Here is a 24464-nt window from a genome sequence, read left to right on the forward strand (position 1 = left end):
CGGGCTCCTCACCCCGCGAACGCCGGCTGCGCCACCCCCCGTCCCGCCCCCGGCACCACCAGCAGGGAGCCCGCCAGGGGGTGCGGGTCGGTCAGGCCGACGCGGGCCGTGGTGAGGTACAGGTCGGTGAGGTCCGGGCCGCCGAAGGCGCAGGCGGTGACCCGGGGGACGGGGAGGGTGAGCACGCGGTCCAGGTCGCCGGACGGGGTGTAGCGGCGTACCGCGCCGCCGTCCCACAGGGCGACCCACACGCAGCCGTCGGCGTCGACGCACAGGCCGTCGGGGAAGCCCGCGCCGTCCTCGACCTCGGCCAGGGCGCGGCGGTTCGCGACCCGGCCGTCCGCGGTGACGTCGAAGACGTCGATGCGGCGGGTCGGCGTGTCGACGTAGTACATCAGCCGGCCGTCGGGGCTCCAGCCGGTGCCGTTGCTCACCGTCACGTCGTCGAGGAGGGTCTCGGCCGTGCCGTCGCCGGTGTACCGGGTCAGCGTGCCACCGCCGCGCGCCTCGTCGTAGCGCATGGTGCCCGCCCACAGGCTGCCGTCGGGGGCGACGGCGGCGTCGTTGCCGCGGCGGCCGGGGACGGGCTCGCGGTGCAGCCAGCGGAAGGTGTCGTCCGCATCGAGCAGACCGATCCCGTCCCGCAGGTTGAGGACCAGGCCGCCGCCCGCGCGGGGCTTGACGGCGCCCACGTGCTGGTCGGTGCGGCGCACGGTGCGCCGGCCGGTGGCCGGGTCGTGGGTGTGGACGCGGGAGTTCAGGATGTCGAGCCACAGCAGGCGGCCCGTGGCCGGGTCCCAGGTGGGCCCCTCGCCGAGGGATGCCTCCGTGTGGACGGCCACCTCGAAGGCCGTGCCGGTCGCCGTCATGCCGCGCTCCGGTGGCCGAGCCGCTCGGAGAGGTCGGCGGCGCCCTTGACGGCGAGCTGCTCCAGTTCGGCGCGACGCTCCTCGCTCCAGCGGATCATGGGCACGGAGATCGACAGCGCGGCGACGACCCGGCCGGTGCGGTCGCGGACCGGGGCGGCCACGCAGGACACGTCCGGGTTGGACTCGCGGCTCTCCACCGCCGTACCGCGCTCGCGGATCGCCGCCAGGGCCTCGCGCAGCGCGGCCGGGTCGGTGATGCTGTTCGGGGTCATCGCGGTCAGCTCGGCGCCGTCGGGGAAGCGCGCGGCGACCTCCGGCTCGGGCAGGGAGGCCAGCAGCATCTTGCCGACGGAGGTGCAGTGCGCGGGCAGCCGGCGTCCGGCCGCGGAGACCATGCGCACCGCGTGCGTGGAGTCGACCTTGGCGATGTAGATGACGTCGGTGTCCTCCAGGATCGCCACGTGCACCGTCTCGTCGCAGGTCTCGGCGACGGTCCGGGCAACCTGCTGGCCCTCCGCGGCGAGGTCGAGGTACTCGGCGTAGCGGGCGCCGAGCTGGTACGGACGCACGCCGAGCCGGTAGCGTCCGGACTGCCCGGCGACCGGGACGATGTACTTGCGGGCGGCGAGCGTGGTGACCAGCTCGTGCACGGTGGTGCGCGGCAGCTGGAGCCGGCGCACGATGTCGGGGGCGGAGAGCGTGCCGTCCCCGTCGAGGAAGAGCTCCAGTATGTCGAGAGCCCGGGTCACGGCCGGCACGAGGCGTCCCATGTCCAGCCCCCTCCCTAGGTGTGTTCGAGATTTCAACAGGCGGTCGGAATAACGAACACAGGCTACTCATATCGCGTTTCCCTGGGCAATGGGCGGGTGATGATGGTGGCCATGCCGACCGGAAAGCAGCCCCCAGCTCCCTTCACCCCGCGCGACTTCCAACTGGTCCTGCTGCGCCGCATGGCCGACCACAACCCCGGACCGGTCGAGGACGCCCGCCGCGAGCTGGGCGCCTCGGTCGCGGAGATGCGCGAGGCCAACAGGCGCTGGCAGGCGATGCTCCACTCCCCCCGGTCCCGCTCGGCCGCCTCGCGGTACCGCTCCGTCCTGGGCGAGCCGGAGTCGGTGGCGCCCCGCCGGATCGGCGACCTGGAGTGCGAGGCCCGGCAGTGGGCGCTGCCCCTGTGGCCCGGTCTGCGCTTCGAGGTGCTCGTCGCGGACAGGGGCGTCGTCTGGAACGAGTGGCTGGTGCGCGCCCCCGGCGCACCGAGGCCCGAACTGCGCACCCTGGAGGACCTCACGCCCTGGTCGTGCACGGTGGACGAGGCGGCCCGCGCCTTCGCCCCCGCCCGCCCGCTCCAGGGCTCGGCGCCGACCCGGTGGGGGCTGGCCCTCACCGCCCCGGACCGGGAGGGCGTACGGCACGAGGTGGTCGCGGAGTTCACCTGGGGGCTGTTGCAGCGCACGGCGGTCGACGGCTGACGCGGTCCCCGCAAGGGCGGGCGGTCAGCGCTCGTCCTCCGGGTCCCAGTCCAGCAGGCGGACCTTGGCGACCGTACGGACGTGGCGGCGCATCGCCGCGGCGGCCTGCCGGGGCTGCCGGGCGGCCACGGCGTCCAGGATCGCGCGGTGCTGGGCCAGGGAGCGGCCGGGGCGGCCGGGCTGGCGCAGGGACTCGGTACGGCTCTCCGCGATCTGGTGGGCGATGGAGCGCATGAACTCGGCGAGCAGGCTGCTGTGCGCCGCCGCCGTCACCGCCGCGTGGAACAGCCGGTCGCCCTCGACGCCGTGCCCGTCCCGGCCGATCTCCTCGGCCATCACGGCCAGCGCGGACCGCATGGCGGCGAGGTCGTCCTCCGTTCGGCGCTCGGCGGCCAGTTCGGCGAGCTTCGTCTCCAGCGCCTCCCGGGCCTCCAGGACGTCCGGGAGGCGTCGGCGGCGTTCGACCATCTTCTCGACGGGTTCGACGTCGAGGCTGTCCCGGACCAGATAGGTCCCGCCGCCGTGCCGCGCCTCCACCAGGCCCTGGACCTCCAGGACCACGATCGCCTGCTTCACCGAGGCGCGGCTGACGCCGAGGCGCTGGGCGAGGTCCCGCTCGGGCGGCAGCCGGTCACCCGCCCGCAGGCCGCCGTCGGTGACGTACTGGCGCAGCCGCTGCAGCACCTGTTCGTACAGGCGCTGTTTGGTCATGGGACGCAGGGCGTCGGTCATGAGGTCCCCCCTCTCGACGGGAGCGTAGCACCGGCGCCGACGGTGGCCCGGTGGACGAGTGGCTGAGCCAATTGTTGCGCGACCCCTTGACGTGATCCCGGGCCGGGCCCACGCTGACCAGCCAACCGCACCAAACGAGTGGCTCAGCCACTCAGCCACTCGCTCAGCCCTTCTCATCGGCAGTCAGGTCAGCACTCGGGAGCCCCCGCATGTCCCCCGAACTCATCTCGATCCTCGTCCTCGTCGTGGTGTTCGTCATCGCCACCACCCGCTCCGTCAACATGGGCGCGCTCGCCTTCGCCGCCGCGTTCGGGGTGGGCACGCTCGTCGCCGACCTCGACGCGGACGGCATCTTCGCCGGGTTCCCCGGCGACCTGTTCGTCGTCCTCGTCGGCGTCACCTACCTGTTCGCGATCGCCCGGGCCAACGGCACCACCGACTGGCTGGTGCACGCGGCCGTCCGGCTGGTGAGGGGCCGGGTGGCGCTGATCCCGTGGGTGATGTTCGCGCTGACCGGCGCGCTCACGGCGATCGGCGCGGTCAGTCCGGCCGCGGTCGCGATCGTCGCGCCGATCGCCCTGAGCTTCGCCACCCGGTACTCGATCAGCCCGCTGCTCATGGGCACGATGGTGGTGCACGGCGCGCAGGCCGGCGGGTTCTCGCCGATCAGCATCTACGGCTCGATCGTCAACGGCATCGTGGAGCGGGAGCAGCTCCCCGGCAGCGAGATCGGTCTCTTCCTCGCCTCGCTGGTCGCCAACCTCCTCATCGCCGCCGTGCTGTTCGCGGTGCTCGGCGGGCGGAAGCTGTGGGCGCGCGGGGCGGTGACGCCGGAGGACGGCGGCGCCCCCGGCAAGGGCACGGAGCCGACCGGCACTGGGGCGGGCGGCGGCACCGACGCGGCCCCCGGCGGCGGCGCCCCCGCCGCCGTGGCCGTCCGCCCCGACCAGGAGGCCGGCGGCACCGAGGGCACCGGCATCCGTCTCACCCCCGCCCGCGTCGCGACCCTGGTCGCCCTGGTCGCGCTGGTCGTGGCCGTGCTCGGCTTCGACCTGGACGCCGGTCTGACGGCGGTCACCCTCGCCGTGGTGCTGAGCACCGCCTGGCCGGACGACAGCCGCCGTGCCGTCGGCGAGATCGCCTGGTCCACGGTGCTGCTGATCTGCGGTGTCCTCACCTACGTGGGTGTCCTGGAGGAGATGGGCACCATCACCTGGGCCGGTGAGGGCGTCGGCGGCATCGGCGTCCCGCTGCTGGCCGCGGTGCTGCTCTGCTACATCGGCGCCATCGTGTCGGCCTTCGCCTCCTCCGTGGGCATCATGGGCGCGCTGATCCCGCTGGCGGTGCCGTTCCTCGCGCAGGGCGAGATCGGGGCGGCCGGCATGGTGGCGGCGCTCGCGGTGTCGGCGACGGTGGTGGACGTCAGCCCGTTCTCGACCAACGGTGCCCTGGTGCTGGCCGCCGCCCCGGACGTGGACCGCGACCGCTTCTTCCGGCAGTTGATGGTCTACGGGGGCATCGTGGTGGCGTCCGTACCGGCGCTGGCCTGGCTGGTGCTGGTCGTGCCCGGTTTCGGGTAGGTCCGGCTCGCGTATCCGGTGCGATCCGGCAGCCTTGAACGACAGCTCCGGGCAACAGCTCCCGGGCAACAGCTAAGGAGTACGACGCGTGTCCTCTCTCTTCCCGGCCCTCTCCCCGGCCCCGACCGGCGCTCCGGCCGACCGGCCCGCCCTGCGGTTCGGCGAGCGCTCCCTGACGTACGCGGAACTCGCCGCAGCGGCGGGCGCCACGGCCGGGCGGATCGGCGGCGCCGGACGGGTCGCGGTCTGGGCCACCCCGGCGATGGAGACCGCCGTCGCCGTGGTGGCGGCGCTGCTGGCCGGGATCGCGGCCGTACCGCTCAACCCGAAGTCCGGCGACAAGGAACTCGCGCACATCCTCTCCGACAGCACGCCCTCGCTCGTCCTGGCGCCCCCGGACGCCGAACTCCCGCCCGCCCTCGGCGCCCTGGAGCGCGTCGACGTCGACGTGCGGGCCCGCGGGGCGGTCCCCGAGGACGGCGCCGACGACGGCGACCCCGCGCTCGTCGTCTACACCTCCGGCACCACGGGACCGCCGAAGGGCGCCGTCATCCCCCGGCGGGCGCTCGCCACCACCCTGGACGCGCTCGCCGACGCGTGGCAGTGGACCGGTGAGGACGTGCTGGTGCAGGGGCTGCCGCTGTTCCACGTGCACGGGCTGGTCCTCGGCGTCCTCGGCCCGCTGCGCCGGGGCGGGTCCGTGCGGCACCTGGGCAGGTTCTCCACCGAGGGCGCGGCGCGGGAGCTGAACGACGGCGCGACCATGCTGTTCGGGGTGCCGACCATGTACCACCGGATCGCCGAGACGCTCCCCGCCGACCCGGAGCTGGCGAAGGCGCTCGCCGGGGCCCGGCTGCTGGTGTCGGGTTCGGCCGCGCTGCCGGTGCACGACCACGAGCGGATCGCCGCCGCCACCGGACGCCGGGTGATCGAGCGGTACGGCATGACGGAGACGCTGATGAACACCAGCGTGCGGGCCGACGGCGAGCCGCGCGCCGGGACGGTGGGCGTGCCGCTGCCCGGTGTGGAGCTGCGGCTGGTGGAGGAGGACGGCACGCCCATCGCGGCGCTCGACGGGGAGAGCGTCGGCGAGATCCAGGTGCGCGGCCCGAACCTGTTCACCGAGTACCTGAACCGCGCCGACGCCACCGCCGCCGCCTTCACCGCGGACGGCTTCTTCCGCACCGGCGACATGGCGGTGCGCGACCCCGACGGCTATGTCCGCATCGTCGGCCGCAAGGCCACCGACCTGATCAAGAGCGGCGGGTACAAGATCGGGGCGGGCGAGATCGAGAACGCGCTGCTCGAACACCCGGCGGTGCGGGAGGCGGCCGTCACCGGCGAACCCGACCCGGACCTCGGGGAGCGGATCGTGGCCTGGATCGTCCCGGCCGACCCGGCCGCGCCGCCCGCCCTCGACACGCTGGCCGGCCATGTCGCCGCCCGGCTCGCCCCGCACAAGCGGCCCCGGGTCGTCCGGTACCTCGACGCGCTGCCGCGCAACGACATGGGGAAGATCATGAAGCGGGCGCTGGACCGTGGCTGAGCGCCTGACCGCGCGGGAGTTCCTCGCCCTGGTCGCCGACGACGCCACCTTCACCGAACTCCCGCACACGGACGGCCCGTGGCGGCCCGACGGCCCCCTCGGCTGGCCCGGCTACGACGCCTCGCGGGCCCGCGCCGCCGAGCGCACCGGCGAGGCGGAGTCCGTCGTCTGCGGCACCGGCCTGGTGGAGGGCGCCCGGGCCGTGCTCGTCTCCTTCGAGTTCGGCTTCCTCGGCGGCTCGCTGGGTCACCGCACCGGCGACCGGCTGGCGGCGGCGTACGCGTACGCCCGCGAACACCGGCTGCCGGTGGTGCCGTTGGTGGCGACCGGCGGCAGCCGGATGCAGGAGGGGATGCTCGCGCTGACCCAGCTCCAGCGGGTGGCCCGGCAGTCGGCGCTCACCCGCGCGGCCGGTCTCGCGCAGATCGCGGTGGTGCGGGACCCGGCGACCGGGGGCGGCTGGGCGACGCTGGGCGCGGGCGCCGACGTGGTCCTCGCCCTGCCCGGCGCCCAGGTCGGCTTCGCCGGGTCGCGGGTCCGGCCGCCGGACGCGGACCCGGCGGCGTACACGGCCGAGGCGCAGGTGGCGGCAGGCAGCGCGGACGCGGTCGTGCCGCCCTGGGAACTGCGCGCGACGCTGGGGCGGTGGCTGCGGCTGCTGACGGCGCCGTCCGGCGAACCGGCGCCGGTGCCGGCGCCGCTGGGGGCACGGGACCTGCCGGCCGGCGGCTGGGACGCGGTGCGCCGGGCCCGCGCCGCCGGACGCCCGCGCGCCGGGGCCTACCTGGACGCCTACTTCACCGACCGCGTCGCCCTGTCCGGCGACCGCTGCGGCGGCCGGGACCCGGAGGGCATGCTCTGCGGCTTCGGCACGCACGCGGGGCGGACGGTGGCGTACGCCGCCCAGACGGGCACGGCGACCCGGCCCGCCGGGTACCGCACCGCGACGCGGCTCATCCACCTCGCGGACCGGCTCGGCATCCCGGTGCTGACCCTGGTGGACACACCGGGCGCGGCCAACGACGCGGAGGCGGAGCGGGAGGGGGCGGGTCCGGCGATCGCGGACCTGTTCGGCGCTGTGGCCTCGGTGCGCACGCCGGTCACCACGCTGGTGATCGGTGAGGGCGGCTCGGGCGGGGCGCTGGCCCTGGCCGCGCCGGGCAGCACGTGGGCCACCCCGGACAGCTACTTCTCCGTCATCGCGCCGGAGCACGCGGCGGCGATCCTGAAGCGCCCGCCGGAGGAGGTGCGGGCGACGGCAGATCAACTGCGTCTGCGCCCGCAGGACTTGGCCGACCTTGGCGTGATCCGAACAAGCGAGCAGGTGTTCCCTGGAACAGGTGATCGTCGCTCTGGAGAGCGCATGTGACTGCAGGGACCAACGATACTGACGGTGTGCAAGCAACGGGCTGCAGACCGTAGTCGACGCACATGTCCCGAGTAGTCCCCGTGGGGCCCGGCGGGTCCCGCACCTGAACAGCGCAAGGAGCTGCACGATCATGAACCTTCTCACCGACATCCTCGCCGGCCTCGTCCACTTCGTCGGCTGGCTGGTCTGACGGTCCGAGAAACCGACGGCGCCGCCTCCCCGTCCCAGGGAGGCGGCGCCGTCCGCGTGCCGGCACACGAAAAGCGCTCGTGGACCTACCGCACGGCCACCGCCCGCACGATCTCCTGGGTGACCGAGCCGCCCCGGTCGTCGCGCGCCGAGGCCCGCAGCGAGACGTGCCCGGCGTCGCGCGGCACGCTCAGCGTCCCGTGCCAGGACGCCTCCCCGTCCCCGCCGCGCAGCCGGACCTGGTGCCAGGACTTCCCCGCGTCGTACGACACCTCCAGCTTTCCGCCGCCGATCGTCCCGGTGTCCGGGGCACCCGCCACGTACGCGGCGCCCAGGCCGACCCGCAGCTTCTTCCCGCCGCGCACCTTCCCCGCGAGATCGGTGTCGACGTCGAAGGAGAGGTTGATCAGCGGGAGGAAGGTCCACCGGTCGTCCGGTGTCGCCGCCGAACGGAAGGTCCACTCCGCGTGGCCCTTCGACGCCAGCGGCCAGCGTGCCGCGTCCAGCGCCGTGTCGGTGACGAGCCGGTAGGTGTGCTCGTCGGCCGGCGCGTCCCACACGTACGCGGCGGAACTCGGTCCCTGGTCGGCCAGTTCTCCGTCCAGGTACACCGACGTGGTCTGCGACATGCCGCTGTCCTCGCTCCACACGTCGCCGAAGCCGGTGTGGTCGGGCCCCGAGTCGCCCCAGCCGGGCGCGTTGAACTGGAGCCGGTTCCCGGCGCGCTGCTGTCCCCAGCCGAGTCCGGTGCCGAGGTAGGGGTGCCACACCGGCTTGAACCAGTTCAGCTCCGCACGCGAGCCTCCCTGGTACTCGGACAGTCCGCCGCGCTGCTCCAGCGCCTCACCGGCGCTCGTCACGGTCTCGTGCCACAGCTGGCCGGGCCCGGTGGACACGTACTCGGTGCGTTCGGCGGGGTAGTCGATCCGCTCCCGGAAGCCGAGGCCGATCGGGAAGGTGTCGGTGATCGAGTAACGGAACTCGCCGCCGCTGGACGGTTCGGCGGCGTGGTACCTGGTGTTCAGCACGGCGAGGTCGCGGTGCCCGGGCTCGTAGGTGAGGTCCCGGTCGGGCACGGCGCCCTTGTGTCCCTCGGACAGGTCGTACACGTAGGGAGTGTCGCGGGTGCCGGTCATGTCGACCCGTCCGGCGTCGCGCAGCCGGCGGGCGTCGGCCGTGGAGACCGTGGCGATCTGGAGCGGCCGGTCGGCGTTGTCGTCCGTGCCCCACCACGACATCAGCCGTCCGGGGGCGTCGTCGGTCACGAACAGCGCCTTGACGCCCGCGTCCTGCGCGGCCCGGGCGAGCGCGGTCGGCTCGGTCCCCTCGGTGAGCTCGGCGAGGACCGCCCTGCCGCGCACACCGTCCGGGAAGGGCCCGGCGCCGACGGCCCCGACGTCGACCAGGGGCAGCCGGGTGCGGCCCTCGATCAGGGTGCCGCCGGACTGGACCGTGGCCTCGCCGATCCCCTTGACCTCCAGGAGCGGCTTGCCGAGCCGCCACACGGTGCGGTACTCGAAGTCGCCCTGGGCGACCTTGCCGGTCGGCGCGGCGAAGACGCTGTCGTACGTCAGCGGCACCTGCACGGCGCCGAACAGGTCGGAGCCGTTGGCGCCGCGGTCGTACTCCATGAGGAGCTGCCGGGTCTCGGTGCGCCTGCGGACGTCGGCGCTGATCTCGCGCAGTTCGCGGCCGTCCAGGGTGATCTCGCGGTCCCGGTCGACGACGACCTCCGGTGCGGCGAGGAAGCCGAGGCCGAGGGAGTCGGCGCCGTGGCTGCCACGCACGTCCAGGAAGGACGACAGGCTGTACGTCCCGCGCGGGAGCCGCAGCTCCAGGGTGCCGGAGCCGCCGACGTGCGCGGGGAAGGGGTCGACGCCCTCGGCGAGCTGCTGGACGGTCAGGTCGGCCGGGGTCGCGGCGCCGGAGCGGTCCTTGACGTGCACGGTGAGCGTGTACCGCTCGTCCTCCTTGACCAGCCCGAACGCGGTGTGCGCGAGGGTCTTCCCGCTCGCGTCGGCCGCCACGACCTGCCCGCTCGTGCTGCCGACCGGTGCCTTGGATCCGTCGCCGGTGACCGTGGTCGAGGCGGTGCCGTGCGCGGGCACAGTGAGGGAGGTGTCGGCGAGGGTGGCGACGCCCTCGGGGGCGCCCCGCACGGACAGCTTCAGCTCGATGGCCGCGTCGGAGTCGTTGGTGTAGGTGACCGTCCTGGTGACGGGCTCGTTGGCCTCGTACGGCCAGGAGTAGAAGCCCAGGTCGGCGCTGCCGGTCGCGGTGACGTCGGCGGCGACGGCCTCCGGCACGCCGACCCGGCCCGCGCCCAACTGGTAGGGGGAGGCGTCCAGTTCCTTCGACGTGGACATCAGCGCGTCCTTGAGCCGAGCGCCGCTCCAGTCGGGGTGCTCCTCGGCGAGCAGGGCGGCCACCCCGGCGATGTGCGGCGTCGCCATCGACGTACCGTCCATGGACGTGTAGTCGCCGCTGCCCTCGGCGAGCCGGGAGCGGGCGGCGAGGATGCCGACGCCCGGGGCCGACAGGTCGGGCTTGAGGGCGTTGTCGCCGTAGCGGGGCCCGGCGCTGGTGAACCAGGCGGCCCGGTCGGCGGAGTCGACCGCGCCCACGGTGAGGGCGGCGTCGGCCGCGCCCGGCGATCCTATGGAGGACGGGGCGCCGGTGTTCCCGGCCGCGATCACGAACAGGGCGCCGGTCTCGCGGGACAGGGTGTTGACCGCCTCGGCCATCGGATCGGTGCCGTCGCTGGGTTCGGTGGAGCCGAGGCTCATGGAGACGATGTCGGCGTCCACGTCCCGGGCGGCCCACTCCATGCCGGCGATGATCTCCGACTCGCTGCCGAAGCCCTCGTCGTCGAGGACCTTGCCGACCGCGAGCGTGGCGCCGGGCGCGACGCCCTTCTCCTTGCCGTCGGAGGCCGCGCCGCTGCCGCCCACGGTGGAGGTGACGTGGGTGCCGTGACCGTGCCGGTCGGCGACCTCCTCGCCCGGGATGAAGCTCTTGCTCTGCGCGATCCGCCCCTCGAGGTCGGGGTGTCCGGCGTCCACACCGCTGTCCAGCACGGCCACGGTGACGCCCTTGCCGGTCAGCCCCGCCTCCCATGCCTCGGGCGTGCCGATCTGCGCGTTGGACTCGGCCATGTCCGCGGTGACCCGCCCGTCGAGCCACACGCCGTCGACACCGGCGCCGCCACGGGTGAATTCCCGCCAGAATTCACGCCCCTTGTCGGCCTCGACGGCGGCCCCGCGCACGCTGGGCAGCGACCGCGTCCGCTCGGCGCCCCGCGGGGTGGCGGCCCGCGCGCCCTTGCCGTAGGTCACGATCAGCGGCAGCTCGCCGGTCTCGGTGTCGGCGAGCCCCTGCTTCAGCAACTCACCCACGTCGAAGAGCCGTTGGTCGAGGCTGCCGTCGCGCAGGTACGGCAGGGCCTCGTCCGGTACGACGGTGGTCCGGCCGCCGGAGCTGCTGGTGCGCACGGCCCCGGTGGCGCCCTCGGGACGCTCGACCGCGACGGTCTTCCGGCCGCCGCCGAGGTCGGTGACGGTGACCCGGTCGCCGGTGACGAGGGTGACGGTGCGGGCGGCGTCGGCGGCGGTGGCCGTGCGGGCGGCCGCCGTTCGGGATCGCGCCGGATCGGGGGGTGGATCCTGCGCCGCCGCCGTCCCGGCCGGCAGCAGCGCGATCACGAGCCCCGCCGACAGGAGGGTCGCCCCACGTCTGACTGGTCCTGTGCTCATCCACGTCTCTCTTCGTGTCGTCGTAGAGTGCTGTGACGAATGCTGTGAGCAGTCTCAGGGGGCCACTGGGGCAGGAGAGTTGATCGGGCGCGGCGGTTAGTCGCCCTGGCGGCTTTCCGCCAGCGGCGGGACAAGCCGGCGGCGCGGGGCGGGACACGGCCAAGTACCGTCCGTCACAATGGTGCTGCGCACGGACACGTACGGCACACGGGGAGCGAGCGGCGTCATGGACGGGTTGGTCGAGTTCAAGACCGAGGACGGCGTGCGGGTGGTCGTCGAGGGTGTCGAGGACGAGGACGGGGCGCGGCTGGTCTCGCGCGGCGACGGTCCGGCCCGCGCGGCCCGCACCTTCGAGGACTCCCTGGACGGCGTGCGGGCGGCGGCCGCGTCCGCGCTGCGCGTCTTCCGGGACGGCTCGCTCCGACCCGACGCGGTCGAGCTGGAGTTCGGGGTGAAGCTGAGCGCGGAGGCCGGCGCCGTCATCGCGAAGGGCTCGGCCGAGGGCCACCTGGTGGTGAGACTGAGCTGGTCGCCGGAGGCCGCCCCGGCGGGCCCCGAGCCAGGGCCCGCCGCGGCGCGTCCCGGGTCGCGGCCGTCCCCGGCGGGTCCCGAGACCCCGGACGCCGCCGCGCTGTCATGAGCGGTGCCGCGTGGCACGCCCGCGTCGAATGCGGCAGGGAGGTCGGCGCCGGATTCCTCGTCTCCGCCCGCCGGTTGCTCACCTGCGCCCATGTCGTCCGGTGGGCCGACCGCGCGCCGGTGACGGTGACCTTCCCGGGCCGCCGGGAGCTGGGCGAGCTGTCCGGCACGGTCGCCGTGCACGGCGGCTGGCGGGAGGGCGCCGCCGACCTCGGCGACCTGGCGGTACTGGAGCTGGACCGGGAGGTGCCGCTCGCCCCGGCCGTCTTCGCCCGGCCCGGCACGGAGCGGACCGCCCCCGTCCCCGAGCTGATCGCCTACGGCTTCCCCAAGGGGTACGACGAGGGCATGCTCGCCTCCTACCGCGCCCTGCCCGGGCCCCTCATCTCCGACGAGTGGGTCCAGCTGGAGGCCGTCACGGCGCACGGGCAGCCGCTGGCCGCCGGGTTCAGCGGGGCGGCGCTGACACTGGCCGACGGCACGGTCGTCGGCATGGTCTCCGCGGTGGCCGGGGCCCGGGACGTACGGGTCGGCAGGATGCTGCCCGTCGAGGTCATGGCGCGCTACTGGCCGGAGCTGGGCGAGCTGGTGCCCACCCCGGGCCACCGGGCGGACGCCCGCAGGCGGCTGTACGCGCTGGTGCGCCGGGCCGAGGAGGGCGGCCTGGACTGCGACCCGGACCGGCTGTACGCGTCCGCCATGGACGCGTTCGACCCGCCGCTGCCGGAGGGCGGTTTCGGCTCCCTGCGGGAGGCCGCCGCCTACGTGCAGTGGGAGGTGCCGGACCCGGCGGCCGTGGCCCGGTTCGCCGACCGGCTGACGGAGCGGCTGCACGCCCCGCCCGATCCGGCGCCGCGCCCCGCGACCTGGTCGCCCATCGTCGTGGAGATCGACCGCAGCGGCGCCGGTGCCGACCAGGTCACCGTCGAGGTGTCCGCCTACCGGGACGGCCGGCGCCGCCCGGTGGGTTCGCGCCGGCTGGCCCGCGGCGCGGTGCGGTCCTTCGTCCAGGAACGCATCGACGAGGCGTTCACCCAGCTCGATCCCGGCGCCGACGAGCTGCTCACCTTCGTGCTCCCGCGCGAGTGGCTGAACGAACCGGTGGCGCACTGGGCGTGCGGGGAGGACGACTCCACGCCGCTGGGCTGCGCCTACCCGCTCGTGGTGACCGACCGGTACCGCCACCGCAGCGGACGCCTCCGCCACCAGCTGCGCAAGAAGTGGCACCGGCTCGGGTCCGGCACGGGCGGCACGCTGCACCGCGTGGACTGCGCCACCCGGGAGCGGCCGGCCGGGCTGCGCAAACGGCTGCGGGACGACGCGGAGCTGGCCGGTTTCGCCACCCCGCCCTCGGCGGCGCCGGAGTACTTCGAGGTCGGCCTCAACCTGCCGGTCCCGGTGCTGTTGTGGCCGCTGCGGGAGTGCCCCGGCGAGGAGGGGCCCGACGGCCGCTGCTCCGGCGCGGCCTTCCTCGACGAGCTGGCGGCGTCGGTGGCGGGCGTGCCGCCGGCCGAACTGCCCCGCCTGGTCATGGAGCTGCGCGAGACTGCGGACGCGGCGGAGGTCCCGGAGGAGCACTGGGCGCGGGACGTCCAGCTCCTGTGGGACGACCCCCGCTGTTTCGCCGAGCCGCCCGCCCTGCTCCACTCCCCGGTCGGCTGACCGCCCCGCCGCGCCCATGCACCGACGCACCACGACGCACCACGACCGCGCCGAACCGACCGGCGTACCGACCGCCGTACCCACCACCATCGCACCGACCGCCGCACCGACCGCCCGGAGAGAAGAACCCATGCCCCTGTGGCCCGTCTACACCGGCGCGCCTGCCCCCCACGACGGCATCACCCGGCTGCCCCCGCCCCCGCCCTGGCGGGCCTTCGACGGCGGCCCGGTGCTCGATCCGCCGGACGCGGACGGCGACACCGCGGCCGCCTCGCCCGACCGCGCCCACCGGGCCGCGACCTACCAGGCCACCGAGGACACGGTGCAACTGGTCAACGCGGCCCTGTACCTGCGCCGTCCGCTGCTGGTCACCGGGCCGCCCGGCACCGGGAAGTCGTCCCTCGCCTACGCGGTCGCCCGTGAACTGCGGCTCGGCCCCGTCCTCCGGTGGAACATCACCAGCCGCAGCACCCTGGGCGACGGCCTCTACACCTACGACCCGCTCTCCCGCCTCTACGCGGCGCGCCACACCACGCAGCCGCCCGACGCCCCCGCCGCCGCCACCGGCGTCGAGGACCACCTGCGGCTGGGACCGCTGGGCACCGCCCTGCTGCCGTACGCCCGGCCGCGCGCCCTGCTCATCGACGAGATCGACAAGAGCGACCTCGACCTGCCGAACGACCTGCTGCACGTCCTGGAGGAGGGCCAGTACGAGATCCCCGAACTCGTCCGGGCCGCCCGGGACATCCCCGACGGCCACACCGAGGTCCTGGTCGACGGCGCCGACCAGCGGGTGCCGGTGGAGCGCGGCCGGGTCCGCTGCAACGCCTTCCCCTTCGTCGTCCTCACCAGCAACGGGGAGCGGGAGTTCCCGCCCGCCTTCCTGCGCCGCTGCGTCTCGCTGCGGCTGCGGCAGCCCGACGACGACCACCTCGCCGAGATCGTCCGCGCCCACCTGGGCGAGCCCGACGGGTACGCACGACAGCTGATCCACCGGTTCCTGTCCCGGGTGGGCAGCGGCGAACTTGCCACGGACCAGCTGCTCAACGCCATCTACCTGGCCCGTTCCTCCGGGCTCGGTGCCGACTCCCTGGACGAGCTGGCCGAGCAGCTGATGCCCTACCTCGGCCGGTCCGCGCAGCCCGACGCCTTCTGATGTCCACCGACCGCCCCGGCGCACCCGACCCGCCGCCGCTGCCCCGGCTGGCCGACCTCCTCGGCCGGGCGACGGCAACCGGTGCCCGCCCGACACCGCTGGAGCTGGCCGAACTCCTGTGGCTGGCCGGGCAGATGGAGACCCCGGCGGACCCGCCACCGGCCCCGGAAGGGCGCCGGAGACAGGACCACCAGGGGGACCGGCGCCAGGAACGGGAGCAGGGCCGGAAGCCGGACCGGGACCGGCACGGGGAGCGAGACCGGGGCCGGGAGCGAGACCGGGGCCGGGACCGGGACCGGGGCCGGGAGCCGGGGCAAGGGCCGCGGGGTGACGGGCCGGGGCGGCCCACTCCCCCGTCCGAGGCCCCTCGCACCCCCTTGCGCCTGCCGTCCCCGGCCCCCGCCCCGGGCACCTCGACGGCACAGCCGCACAGCGCCCTGCTCGCGCCCGCGCCGCCGATGCTGCGCCACACGCTGGCGCTGCAGCGTGCCCTGCGTCCGCTGAAGCGCCGTACCGACGCGCCCGTCGGCCACGAGGTGGACGAGGCCGCGACCGCCGACCGCATCGCGCGCCTCGGCGCCGGGCCGGAGTGGTGGCTGCCCGTGCTGCGCCCGGTACGGGAACGGTGGCTGCGCCTGCATCTGGTGCACGACGCGGGTCCCACGATGCCCGTCTGGCAGCCCCTCGTGCGCGAACTGCAGGCCGCGCTGGCCCAGTCGGGCGTCTTCCGCACCGTCACCCTGCACCGCGCGGAGGCCGACGGCACCGTCCGCGGCGACGGTGCCCAGATCCCCGCCGACGGCCGTACGGTGACGCTGCTGATCAGCGACTGCATGGGGCCGCAATGGCGCGAGGGCCCGGCCGGCACCCGGTGGTTCGCCACGCTGCGCCGCTGGGCGCGCCGCACGCCCCTGGCGGTGCTCCAGCCGCTGCCCGAGCAGTTGTGGCGGGACACCGCCCTGCCGCCGGTCCCGGGCCGGCTGTCGGCCCCGCACCGGGCCGCGCCCAGCGCCTCGCTGGCCTTCACGCCGTACGACGCCGCCGCGCCCCGCGCCCCCGAGGCAACCGTGCACGTGCCGGTGCTGGAGCCGGGGCCCGAGTGGCTGGCGAACTGGGCCGCACTGGTCGCGAGCCCGGGCGGCACCGCGTACCCGGGCGCGGCCGCGGCGCTGCACCGCCCGCTGCCGGCCGACGCCGACGACCGCGCCGACGTCGCGCGGCTGTCGCCCGGGGAGCTCGTCCTGCGCTTCCGCGCCAGCGCCTCCCCGCAGGCCTACCGGCTGGCCGGCCACCTCGCGCTGGGGCGCCCCGACCTGCCGGTGATGCGGCTGGTGCAGGCCGCGGTCGAGCCGGACCCGCGGCCCCAGCACCTGGCCGAGGTCATCCTCGGCGGACTGCTCACCACGGTCGCCGGGCCGCCCGGCTCCTACGCCTTCCGCCCCGGCGTGCGCGAGCTGCTCCTGCGCGGGCTGCCCCGCACCGCCCGCAACCGCACCCACGACCTGCTGCTGCGCACCGGCGGCCTGATCGACGACCGGGCCGGGCGTTCGCCGGGCGAGTTCCGCGCGCTGATCCCCTCCCGGGAGGGCACCGAGCGGGCCGACGGGAGCGCGTCGTTCGCGGCGATCACCGAGGAGAGCGCCCGGCAGCTGACCGTGCGGGAGCGGCCCTCCGCCCCGTCGCCCTTCCCGCCCGGCCTGGGCGCCCGCTACCGGCCCACGCGACGGCTCACCCCGTCCGGGAGGATCTGGCTGGCGGAGGACACCGGACCGGACCGGAGCGCACCGGACGGGACGGCGGCCCACCCGGTGCCGACGAACCGGACGGTGGTGATCCGGCTGCACGACCCGGACCCCGACCCGGCCTCGCGCCAGGCGTTCCTGCGCAACGCGCGCCGGCTGACGCGGGTCTCCCACCCGAACCTGGTGACCGTGCTCGACGCGGGCATCGAGGGCGACGTCCCGTACGTCGTCATGGAGCACCTCGACGGCATAGCGCTGGGTGCCCTCACCCGGTCCGGGGACGGACGGCTGCCGGTGCCGCTGACGGTGTCCGTGGGGGCCCAGCTGGCCCGGGCGCTCACCGCGTTGCACCGGGCGGGCCTCGCGCACGGCGGCCTGGAGGCGTCGCGGGTGGTCCTGCTGCCGGACGGCACGGTCCGGCTCAGCCTCTTCGAACCGGGTCTGGCCACGGGCCCGGGGACCCGCTCCGCGGACCTGCGCACCCTGTGCGAGGTCCTGCTGCGGTTGACGTCGGGGACCTCGCGCCCTGCCGTTCCGATCGACTCCCGCCGCCTGGACCGGCTGCCCACCGCCCTCAGGATCCACTACGCGCACGCCTTCGACCAGCTGATGTCTCCCTCGTCGGCGGCCCAGGCCCAGGGCCTCGAACTGCTCGGGGACCCGGGGCTGCTCGTCATGGCGCGCGAGGCCTACGCGCCGCGCCGGTACCGCGCCCTCGGCGCGCTGCGGGTCGGCCTCCCGCACGGCCCGTCCGACCTGCCGCGGGACGTGCGGGCGCTGCTCGCCATGCTGCTCCTCAAGCACGGCCGCACGGTGACCCACGAGGAGCTGCGGTGGGGGTTGTGGGACCCGGGCAACGAGCCGCGCAACCCGAGGGGCGAGGCGGCCCGGCTGGCGAAGCGGCTCGCGGAGCTCCTGGGCCCGGGCGTCCTGGCCACGGCCGCCCACGGCTACGCCCTGCACACCAGCGCCGACGAGCTGGACCTGGTGCGCTGCGACGAGCTGGTACGGCGTGCCGACGCGGCCCGGCTGGAGGGCGCGCTCACCGAGGCGCACTCCCTGGTCACCGGGGCGCTGTCGCTGTGGGGCGACGCCGAGCCCCTCGCGGGCGTGCCCGGCCCCGCCGCCCGCACCGCCCGGACCCGCCTGCTGCGGCTGCGGCTCGCCCTGCACACCAAGCGGGCCGAGCTGGACCTGGTCCTCGGCGAGTACGACCGGGCCGCCACCGAACTGTCCGGCCTGCTGCGTGCCCACCCGCACCGGGAGGACTTCCGCCGCCTCTACCTGATCGCCCTGCGCCGTCAGGGCCGGGGCGAGGAGGCGCTGGAGGTGTACGAGGAGTACGAGCTGTCCGGCGGGCGGAGCCCGGCCCTGACGGCACTGGGCCGGGAACTGCGCGAGGAGTACGCCGAGCCGGTGGACGACACGCCGCCGTGGTCCGAGTACGAGCGGCATCCCGCGGAGCCGGACGCCCCCGGGTCGACGGTGTCCGCGCCGGACGAGTTGCCGGAGGGCCCCTTCCCCACGGAGGACGGCCTCTGGACGCCCCTGCTGGACGACGACGCCGAGCACGACACGGCACAGGCCCCGGCGGACCGGGACGCGAGGGAGGAACGGGCGGAGAGCCGGGCGGCGCTGCGGGAGGCGCTGCGGGCCGAGGGCCTGGAACCGGGACCGGAATCGGAACCGGAACCGGAACCGGAACCGGAACCGTACGAGGGTCCGGGGCCGGACGAACGGGAACCGGAGGAAGGGGAGCCGGCGGAACCGGACTTCGAGGAGCCGGGGACCGACTTCGACACCGGTTTCCGCGCCTGTGCCCGGTACACACTCGCCGACGGCCCGGTGGACCGCGACGCCCGCACGGCACTGCACGGCGTGGTCACGGACCTGCTGGCGGCCAGCGGGACGGACGCCGCCGCCTACGAACTGGTGGACGAACCCGGTGGCCCGCAGGTAAGGCTGGCGCCGCGGGCCGAGGCCGCCCCGCTCCTGAGGGCGACCGTCGAGGGTCTGCCCGGACGGCTGACCCGCCTGGCCGGCCTGCGGGTTCGGATCGAGTTCTGGCAGGTGGAGTTCGGGCTGGGCGGGGGCGGGGAGCAGTCGCTGGGCCGTGCCGACGCCGATGCGGTCCTCGCGGTCCTGGACGCCTCCTCCGCGCAGGCGGTCGTCGCCGTCTCCGACTCCCTGTACTACGACGAGGTGCGCGAGGAGGGGCAGGACGGGCCCGCCTTCCCGCCGGACCTGTTCCGCCCGCTGGCCGACGACACCGGCTGGTACCACCTGGTCGAAGGCGGCGGGCGCCCCGGTCCGGCGGCGGACGTCCACTGACCCGGCCGGGCGCGGTCCACCCGGGTGGCGCCGGGCACGCCCCTCGTTCAGCGGCCCCCCGCCCGGCCCCCTCCAGCGGGCGCCCGCCCGTGCGGCCGCGCACGATCGGTGCCTAAGAGGCCGGCCACCGGGCGGCCCCGCACGGTCCGCGCTCTCGGGAGGATTCGCCATGACCGCCAGTACTGCCAATACCGCCAGTCTGGAGGCGCTGCGCCGCTGCCACTTCGCCGTCGACCTGGGCGCGGCGCGGACCCGCGTGTACGTGAAGGGTGCCGGGATCGTCGTCGACCAGCCGTCCGCCGCGGCGGTCAACACCCGCACGGGCGCGCTCATCGCGGTCGGCGAGTTCGCGGAGAAGATGACCGGCCGCACCCCCGGCTACATCCGCGTCGTGCGACCGGTCTCCGGCGGCACGGTGGTCGACATCGAGATGGCCCAGCGGATGCTGCGCCACCTGCTCGGCGACCGCATCCGCCGCAACCTGCGCCGCAAGCCCCGGCTGCGGGCCGCCGTCTGCACCCCGCACGACGCCGATCCGCTGTCCCAGCGCGCGGCGATCGAGACACTGGTCGGGCTCGGCGCGCGCCGCGTGGAACTCGTCGACACGCTCATCGCGGCGGCGGTCGGCTGCGGACTGCCCGTGGAGCAGCCCGAGGCGACCATGATCATGGTGTGCGGCGCGCACGCCACGCAGGTCGCGGTGCTCTCCCTGGGCTCGATCGTGACCGCGGTGCGCGTTCCGGTGGGCGGCGAGGCCGTGGACCACGCGATCGTGCAGCTGCTGCGCCACCAGCACGAGCTGGTGCTGCCCAGCCAGTCCGTGCGCCCGCTGCAGCTCGCCCTGTCCGGCAACGGGCTGACCCCGCAGGGGCCGGCGTCCACCGAGATCCACGGCCGGGACGTGGCGACGGGGCTGGCCCGCAGTGTGCGGGTCGACACGGCCACGGTGCGCAACGCCATCCAGACGCCGCTGACGGCCGTGCTCGACGGCATCGGCAAGGTGCTGCGGGACTGCCCGCCGGACCTGGTCGCGGATCTCGCCGACCGCGGGATCATGATGGTCGGCGGGAGCGCGCTGCTGCCGGGCTTCGACCAGATGCTGCGTCAGGCCACCGGCATGCCGGTGCACATCGCGGAGCGGCCCGACGTGTGCGCGGTCCAGGGCCTCGGCAGCATGCTGGAGGGCCGGGTGGAGCCGCTGGTCCTGCACCCGACGACCGCCGGCTCCGACTCGCACTCCGACTCCGACTGATCCGCCGCCGGGCGGCGAGCGAGGAAACCGAGGAACCCGGGAACCGAGGAAGCCTGACGCATGACCGCGCAGCCCGCGCCCCGACTGGCCCGTCTCCTCGAGGCGCTGCTGGACGTCGGCACCGCCCTGGACCTGCGCGGCGTCCTGCAGCACATCGTGGACGGTGCCGCCGAACTGACCGGCGCCGACCGCGCCGACCTGGTCGTCGCGGACCCGGACGCGGGCGGCCTCGCCGGGATCCGCACCCCGGGCCCGGACCCCGTACCAAGGACCGCGCCCCTGCTGCGGATGCCGGTCCACGTGCGGGACGAGGAGTTCGGCGAACTGCGGCTGGCCGGGCGGGCCGGGGCCGCCCCGTTCACCGTCGAGGACGAGCAGTTGCTACGGGTCCTGGCCACGCAGGCCGGTGTCTCGATCGGCAACGCCCGGCTGTACGAGACCGCCCGGCAGCGGGAGCGCTGGATCGAGGGCGCGGCCGCCGTCACCACCGCGCTGCTCACCGAGGAGGGCGCTGATGACGCGCTGACCACGGTCGCCGAACGGGCCCGGCTGCTCGCCGACGCCTCCGCCGGTGTCATCCTGCATCCGACCGCCGAGGGCGGCATGGCGATCGTGACCGCCTCCACGCCCGACGACCCGGACGGCATGGTCGGCGCGACCATCACGCCGGGCAGCCCCGTACTGGAACAGCTCCTGGGCGGCGAGCCGGTCTTCATCGAGGACTCGGCGACCGATCCCCGTATGACGACCCACGTACGGCACCGGTTCGGGCCGAGCATGATGCTGCCCCTGCAGGCGGGCGGCCGGCTCATCGGCACCCTCGCCCTGCCCCGCCGCCGCGGCGGGCGCCCGTACACGGACCTGGAGCGGCTGCTCGCGACGCAGTTCGCCTCGCAGGCGGCGCTCGCCCTGGTCCTGGCCGACGCCCGGCGCGGCCGGGAGCGGCTCGCGGTGTACGAGGACCGCGACCGCATCGCCCGCGACCTGCACGACCTGGTGGTGCAGCGGCTGTTCGCCACCGGCATGATGCTGGAGTCCACCCGGCGCCGCCCGGGTGCCGACGACGTCCGCGACCTCCTCGGCCGGGCGGTGGACGAGCTGCGCTCCACGGTCCGTGAGGTCCGCACCGCGATCCTGACCCTCCAGCAGCCCCCGGCAAGCCCCCCGGCGGGCCTGCGCGGCCGGGTCCTGCGCGAGACCGCCTCCGCCGCCGCCCGGCTCGGCACCGCGCCGTCCACGCAGTTCAGGGGCCCGGTCGACGCCCGGGTACCCGACGGGGTCGCCGATCGCCTGCTCACCGCCCTGCGCGACGCCCTGGCCGACGCGTCCGCGCGCCCGGGCGTCTCCCGCGTCGAGGTCACCGTCGAGACGCCCGCCCCCTCGCCGGAGGGCCGGGACGGGGTGCGCCTGCGGGTCGCCGACGACGGCACGGGGGCCGGGGGCGAGGGGCGGGGGACGACGGTCACGTGGTGGGCGCCGCTCTAGCGGGCGGATGGTGCCGGTCTCCCGGACGGGGTACTCGTCCCGTGACCCGCCCGGCAGGAGGAGGTACCACGATGAGCGAGCCGACCCCGTCCCAGGCCGAGGGCGAACGCGACGACGAGCCGGACACCCCCGACGTGCCGCACACCACTCCCTCCCAGGCGGAGGGCGAGCGGGACGACGAGGCCGAGACCGTCACGGAGGAGACACAAGGCCCGTGAGGCGGCGCCGCCACGGGCCAGAAGGTTTCTGCAGAGGTGGCGCGGAGTGGGGCGGGTGGGACTCGAACCCACGGCCGACGGATTATGAGTCCGCTGCTCTAACCGGCTGAGCTACCGCCCCATAGCGGCGTGTCGCGTACACGTGTGCGCGCCGTCTGCCGCAGCATAGCCGCTCATACGATCTCCTGCCTCGGATGGTCGGCTTCCACGGCTGCCTTCATGACCTTGAAGACTCCGCAGCGTGCCGCGTGGTTCCCGGGACTTGAGAACACGTGGGGGGCACATGAAAAAGGACCCCGAAGGGTCCTCGTTCACGGTGCTCCCCCGACTGGACTCGAACCAGTAACCTGCCGGTTAACAGCCGGCTGCTCTGCCAATTGAGCTACGGAGGACCGAGCTCCCCGGACTGGACTCGAACCAGTAACCTGCCGGTTAACAGCCGGCTGCTCTGCCAATTGAGCTACCGAGGAATGTCGGTGTCGCATCGAACGCGTCTGCCTGGGTATTCGCCAGGGGGCGCGCGCTCGCTGCGACACATACATTAGCGCAAGCAGGGGGGTGCTCCGCCAATCGGTACTCGCCAGCACCCCCGGAGCCAGTGAAGGGAAGGGTGGCCGCCATGCGTTACCGGCTCACGTTCGTCGTCGGACTAGCGGTGGGTTACGTGCTCGGCACGAAGGCCGGGCGGGAGCGTTACGAGCAGTTGCGGAAGTCCGCGCAGCAGGTCGCGCAGAACCCGGCCGTGCGCAACACCGCGGAGTCCGCCGCCCAGCAGGGCAGGCACTTCGCCGACAAGGCGTACCACGTGGTGAGCGACAGGGTCGGTGACCGCATGCCCGACTCGGTGGCCCACCGGGTCCGCTCGCTGCGGGACCGCGGCAGCAACGGCAGCGGTCCCGACGACTGGGGCACCAGCAACACCTGAGGCGCGGTGCGGGCACCTCGGCCGGTGCGGCAGAATTTCGGGTATGGGGATAGTCGCCGGGTTGGACAGTTCGCCCGATTTCACTCGTATCGTCGTCTGCGATTCGGACACGGGCGCCGTGCTGCGCCAGGGCTACGCACCGCACCCGCTGGAGAGCCCCGAGGGCGGCGGCCGGCCCGCGGACGTCGATCCGCAGGCCTGGCTGCTGTCCCTCGGGGAGGCGGCCGGCGGCGGGCTCCTCGAGGGCGTGCAGGCCATCGGCGTGTCGGCGCAGGCCAACTCGGTCGTGCCGCTGGACACGCAGGGCAACACCGTGCGCCCGGCCATGGTCGGGGGCGACAAGCGCTCCCAGGTGGCGGCGGCCGACCTGATCGACGCGCTCGGCGGGCGTGAGGCGTGGGCGCAGGCGGTGGGTTCGGTGCCGCAGACCGGGCAGCCGGTGACGAAGCTGCGCTGGCTGGCACGGAGCGAGCCGGAGGCCGCCGCGCGGACCGCCGTACTGCTCCAGGCCCACGACTGGCTGGTGTGGCAGCTGCTCGGGCGGCCCGTCCGGCGGACCACGGACCGGGGCGGGGCGTCGGGCACCGGGTACTGGTCGGCGGCGACCGGCGGTTACCGGCCGGATCTGGTCGAGCTGGCGCTCGGGCACCAGGCGATCCTGCCGGAGGTGATCGGCCCGGCCGACGCGGCCGGTACGACGCCGGAGGGGCTGCTGATCTCCGCGGGGACCGGGGAGACCCAGGCCGCCGCCTTCGGACTCGGGATCGGTCTCGGCGACGCGGTGGTGTCGCTGGGCGCCTCCGGGTCCGTGATGGCCGTGCACACCGAGCCGCTCGTCGACCAGTCCGGGATGATCACCGCCCTGGCGGACGCCACCGGCATGCATCTGCCGGTCGTCACCACCCTGAACGCCGTACGGGCGCTGCGCGGCACCGCCGAACTGCTCGGCGTGCCGGACCTGGAGAGCCTGTCCGAGCTGGCCATGAAGTCGACACCCGGCGCGCACGGGCTGGTGCTGCTCCCCTATCTGGAGGGCGAGCGGACGCCGAACCTGCCGCACACCGCGGGCACGCTGGCCGGGCTCAGGCGCGAGTCGATGCGGCCGGAGCACCTGGCGCGGGCCGCGTTCGAGGGCATGCTGTGCGGTCTCGCCGACGCCCTGGACGTGCTGCGCGGCCGGGGTGTGGACGTACGGCGGGTGTTCCTGCTGGGTGCGGCGGCCGAGCTGCCGGCCGTGCAGGCGGCGGCGCCCGCGCTGTTCGGGACGCAGGTCGTCGTGCCGCAGCCGGCGGACTACGCGGCGATGGGCTCGGCCCGGCAGGCGGCCTGGGCGCTGGGCGTCTCCCAGGGCACCCTCGACCCGCGCACTCCCCCGGTCTGGCAGGGCGCGGTGGCGCAGGTGCTGGAGCCGGGTGCGGAGCTGGCGGTGGGGCAGGCGGTGCGCCAGCAGTACGTGTCGGTGCGCGAGCAGACGCACCCGGGCGCGCTCTGACGCCGGCGCTTACCGCTCGTAGGCCGGAATTTGCCGCGCTCTTGGGTTAATCG

General features: G+C 75.1%; 17 protein-coding genes and 3 tRNA genes. 13 read left to right on the plus strand and 7 right to left on the minus strand.

The features are described 5' to 3' along the window. Window positions 1-8: 8 nt before the first annotated feature. The gene (locus tag C4J65_RS09115; RefSeq protein ID WP_115741954.1) at window positions 9-869 is read right to left on the minus strand and encodes an SMP-30/gluconolactonase/LRE family protein; all 861 of its coding nucleotides are present in this window, start codon (window positions 867-869) and stop codon (window positions 9-11) included. Further along, entirely contained in the window at window positions 866-1639 is a 774-nt protein-coding gene (locus tag C4J65_RS09120) for an IclR family transcriptional regulator (RefSeq protein ID WP_003976366.1), read from the minus strand. The genes C4J65_RS09115 and C4J65_RS09120 overlap by 4 nt, the downstream gene beginning before the upstream one ends. Window positions 1640-1738: 99 nt before the next feature. On the opposite strand from C4J65_RS09120, the gene C4J65_RS09125 reads away from it, so the two are divergent. Then, window positions 1739-2341, plus strand: coding sequence for a hypothetical protein (locus tag C4J65_RS09125; RefSeq protein ID WP_115741955.1), 603 nt, complete (start codon window positions 1739-1741; stop codon window positions 2339-2341). A 24-nt stretch (window positions 2342-2365) separates the two neighbouring features. On the opposite strand, the gene C4J65_RS09130 is transcribed toward C4J65_RS09125, so the two are convergent. Beyond that, window positions 2366-3073, minus strand: a complete 708-nt coding sequence (locus tag C4J65_RS09130; RefSeq protein ID WP_115741956.1) for a FadR/GntR family transcriptional regulator — start codon at window positions 3071-3073, stop codon at window positions 2366-2368. 209 nt (window positions 3074-3282) lie between these two features. Here C4J65_RS09130 and C4J65_RS09135 point away from each other — a divergent pair, with 209 nt between their 5' ends. The 3 genes from C4J65_RS09135 to C4J65_RS09145 all read left to right on the plus strand — a co-directional run bounded on the left by C4J65_RS09135 (window position 3283) and on the right by C4J65_RS09145 (window position 7568). Next, window positions 3283-4653: an SLC13 family permease gene (locus C4J65_RS09135; protein WP_115741957.1), complete on the plus strand. Its 1371-nt coding sequence runs from the start codon at window positions 3283-3285 to the stop codon at window positions 4651-4653. Window positions 4654-4741: 88 nt separating this feature from the next. Further along, window positions 4742-6199: an acyl-CoA synthetase gene (locus C4J65_RS09140; protein ID WP_115741958.1), complete on the plus strand. Its 1458-nt coding sequence runs from the start codon at window positions 4742-4744 to the stop codon at window positions 6197-6199. Beyond that, entirely contained in the window at window positions 6192-7568 is a 1377-nt protein-coding gene (locus C4J65_RS09145; protein WP_115741959.1) for a carboxyl transferase domain-containing protein, read from the plus strand. Before C4J65_RS09140 ends, C4J65_RS09145 begins: the two co-directional genes overlap by 8 nt. A 275-nt stretch (window positions 7569-7843) precedes the next feature. On the opposite strand, the gene C4J65_RS09150 is transcribed toward C4J65_RS09145, so the two are convergent. Beyond that, a complete protein-coding gene (locus C4J65_RS09150) occupies window positions 7844-11509 on the minus strand; it encodes a S8 family serine peptidase (protein WP_115741960.1) in 3666 nt (1221 codons plus the stop codon). Between the two features lie 178 nt (window positions 11510-11687). On the opposite strand from C4J65_RS09150, the gene C4J65_RS09155 reads away from it, so the two are divergent. The 7 genes from C4J65_RS09155 to C4J65_RS36305 all read left to right on the plus strand — a co-directional run bounded on the left by C4J65_RS09155 (window position 11688) and on the right by C4J65_RS36305 (window position 21994). Then, entirely contained in the window at window positions 11688-12149 is a 462-nt protein-coding gene (locus tag C4J65_RS09155; protein ID WP_115741961.1) for a CU044_2847 family protein, read from the plus strand. Then, window positions 12146-13810 (plus strand): trypsin-like peptidase domain-containing protein, encoded by a 1665-nt coding sequence (locus C4J65_RS09160; protein ID WP_115741962.1) that lies wholly within the window; start codon window positions 12146-12148, stop codon window positions 13808-13810. The genes C4J65_RS09155 and C4J65_RS09160 overlap by 4 nt, the downstream gene beginning before the upstream one ends. 130 nt (window positions 13811-13940) lie before the next feature. Then, window positions 13941-14966, plus strand: coding sequence for a MoxR family ATPase (locus C4J65_RS09165; RefSeq protein ID WP_115746364.1), 1026 nt, complete (start codon window positions 13941-13943; stop codon window positions 14964-14966). After that, entirely contained in the window at window positions 14966-19039 is a 4074-nt protein-coding gene (locus C4J65_RS09170) for an SAV_2336 N-terminal domain-related protein (protein ID WP_115741963.1), read from the plus strand. The genes C4J65_RS09165 and C4J65_RS09170 overlap by 1 nt, the downstream gene beginning before the upstream one ends. A gap of 169 nt (window positions 19040-19208) precedes the next feature. Continuing rightward, a complete protein-coding gene (locus C4J65_RS09175) occupies window positions 19209-20291 on the plus strand; it encodes a rod shape-determining protein (protein ID WP_115741964.1) in 1083 nt (360 codons plus the stop codon). A 60-nt stretch (window positions 20292-20351) separates the two neighbouring features. Beyond that, window positions 20352-21776, plus strand: a complete 1425-nt coding sequence (locus C4J65_RS09180; RefSeq protein ID WP_115741965.1) for a GAF domain-containing protein — start codon at window positions 20352-20354, stop codon at window positions 21774-21776. 71 nt (window positions 21777-21847) lie between these two features. Continuing rightward, window positions 21848-21994, plus strand: a complete 147-nt coding sequence (locus C4J65_RS36305; RefSeq protein ID WP_205350977.1) for a hypothetical protein — start codon at window positions 21848-21850, stop codon at window positions 21992-21994. A 47-nt stretch (window positions 21995-22041) separates the two neighbouring features. On the opposite strand, the gene C4J65_RS09185 is transcribed toward C4J65_RS36305, so the two are convergent. The 3 genes from C4J65_RS09185 to C4J65_RS09195 form a co-directional block, all read right to left on the minus strand. Further along, window positions 22042-22115, minus strand: a tRNA-Ile gene (locus C4J65_RS09185). A 198-nt stretch (window positions 22116-22313) separates the two neighbouring features. Beyond that, window positions 22314-22386, minus strand: a tRNA-Asn gene (locus C4J65_RS09190). A 5-nt stretch (window positions 22387-22391) separates the two neighbouring features. Continuing rightward, window positions 22392-22464: transfer RNA gene (locus tag C4J65_RS09195), tRNA-Asn, on the minus strand. A 149-nt stretch (window positions 22465-22613) separates the two neighbouring features. On the opposite strand from C4J65_RS09195, the gene C4J65_RS09200 reads away from it, so the two are divergent. Together C4J65_RS09200 and C4J65_RS09205 are read left to right on the plus strand one after the other, a co-directional pair. Continuing rightward, on the plus strand, window positions 22614-22919 hold the full coding sequence (locus C4J65_RS09200) for a YtxH domain-containing protein (RefSeq protein WP_162833092.1): 306 nt from the start codon (window positions 22614-22616) through the stop codon (window positions 22917-22919). A gap of 43 nt (window positions 22920-22962) precedes the next feature. Next, a complete protein-coding gene (locus tag C4J65_RS09205; protein ID WP_115741967.1) occupies window positions 22963-24411 on the plus strand; it encodes an FGGY family carbohydrate kinase in 1449 nt (482 codons plus the stop codon). Window positions 24412-24464 lie beyond the last annotated feature (53 nt).

It is taken from the genome of Streptomyces sp. CB09001 (genome assembly GCF_003369795.1).
Classification (GTDB): domain Bacteria; phylum Actinomycetota; class Actinomycetes; order Streptomycetales; family Streptomycetaceae; genus Streptomyces.